Annotated in this window: 1 protein-coding gene; it reads left to right on the top strand. The window is 61.6% G+C overall.

Going from position 1 to position 1,809, the window contains the following annotated elements:
- The coding region (locus tag DBR23_RS29780) for a hypothetical protein (RefSeq protein WP_199227792.1) at positions 1-1,809 on the top strand (1,809 nt) is incomplete at both ends.

Below are 1,809 nucleotides of genomic sequence, written 5' to 3'. Positions count from 1 at the left end.
GCTGCTGCTGAGGGCCGCAGCGTCGACTTCGCTTCGCTGCCGGAACGCGCCAAGGCCAGGCACAGCCAAGTCCCGTCCCCCAAGCATGGCGAGCTGTCAAGACTTCGACAGCACTGCGCGACGACGTTGCGGCGGATCGCGGCGGCCGGCCCGCAGGGAATCGTGTTCGACCGAACCGAGCTGCGCGCCCAGCTAGAGGCCGCAGTCGCGCAGCAGCAGGTGGTGCTCGTGGTCGGTCCCGCCGGCAGCGGCAAGTCCGTGTTGGGAATGAACTACATGTCTGGCGCGGCGAGCGCTGAGACGAATTTCGCCTTTTCCGCAGAGGAGTTCAAAGCCGCGCACATCGATCAGGTCTTGACCAATGCGAGTCTCAATCTCACGTGGAAAGAGTTGGAGGGCTTGATGCCGCTCCACCGCAAGACGTTTTTTGTCGATGGCCTCGAGCGATTGCTCGAGGCGAGCGAACGAGCAGCGTTCAAGGATTTGCTGGTGGGTGTCAAGGACGACAGCTCGATTTCGCTGGTGATCACGTGTCGCGACTACTATGCGGAGGTCGTCGAGCGCAGCTTGCTGGCGACGAGCAATGTCACCTTCGCGAAAATCCTGGTCGGCGGGCTTTCCGACGCGGAGCTTTCGCAGGCTGAAGCCGCGGCGCCGACTTTGCAACCCTTGCTCGCCATTCAGAGTCTGAGGTCGATCCTCAGGAATCCATTTCTTCTGACGCGCGCATCCCAACTGCGCCTCGCGCAGGGCGAATCCATCCCACAGACTGAGCGCGCGTTGCGGCGCAGGATGTGGAGCGAGCTTGTCCGCGACGACGCATATGTCTCGGACGGGATGCCGTCCAAGCGTGAAAAGGTCTTTTTTGACGTCTGCATTGCGAGGGCGCGGGCGCTTCGCCCATACGTTGAAGTCGCTGACATCGACGGTGCCCTGCAACGGCTCGGAAACGCTAATCTCGTGGCGAACGATGAGTTTCATCGGGTCGCCGCCGCTCACGACATTTTCGAGGACTGGGGCCTCGTCGAGTGGTTCATGCGCCGATTTGAAGCGCACTCCGGCAGCTCGACGGCGATGGCTGGAGAAGTTGGGGGCCATCCTGCGTTGCGGCGCGCCTATCGCAAGTGGCTTACAGAGCAACTCGACGTGGACAGGACGGTAGTGGACCAGTTCATCTCCGAGGTGAGCTCCGAGAAGTCGCTCCCGTCCCACTTCGTCGACGACACCTGGCTCGCTGTCTTTCAGTCGAGCGCAGCGGGCTCGTTCATGACAGGCTTCGCCGACAAGCTGCTAGCGGATGGAGGTGCATTGCTCCAGCGAGTGCTGCACCTGGTCCGCGTTGGCTGCAAGACCGTTTCTCCCAAAGCGCAGGGGGTTCATGTTTGGCTTCGATGGCACGTTCCGACCGGGAACGCTTGGCCGATATTGCTCGCGTTCATGGACGAGAGCTGGGATGCGTTGCCGAGGCAAATGGATTCCTTGCTCGTTGCCTTCATAGAGGATTGGTCCGCTAACATTTCTGGCAGCGAACAGCTACCCGAAGGCGCCGCCAGCGTCGGCTCTCTCATAGAAAAGTTGCTTGCGCTCCCCGCGGACGCGCTAGGACTCGTGGTCCCCAGAGAGCGACTCGTCGAGATCCTGATGAAGGCGCCCCGCGCGAACGAAGCGCTCTTCAGAAGCATTGCTAGCAGGGCATCCGTGCCCGGGTCGATCCATCGCGACGAAGATGCCAGTCACTTCGCCAAGCTCACTTTCGAGCCCTTCAAGGCAATCGCTTTTGCCAGCGCATTCCCCCGCGAGCTTCAGGCG

Origin of the sequence: Acidovorax sp. HMWF018, from assembly GCF_003061035.1 — a bacterium.
GTDB lineage: Bacteria > Pseudomonadota > Gammaproteobacteria > Burkholderiales > Burkholderiaceae_C > Acidovorax > Acidovorax delafieldii.
Note: the sequence above shows the minus strand (reverse complement) of the source record. Positions and strands in the feature narration are given on the sequence as shown.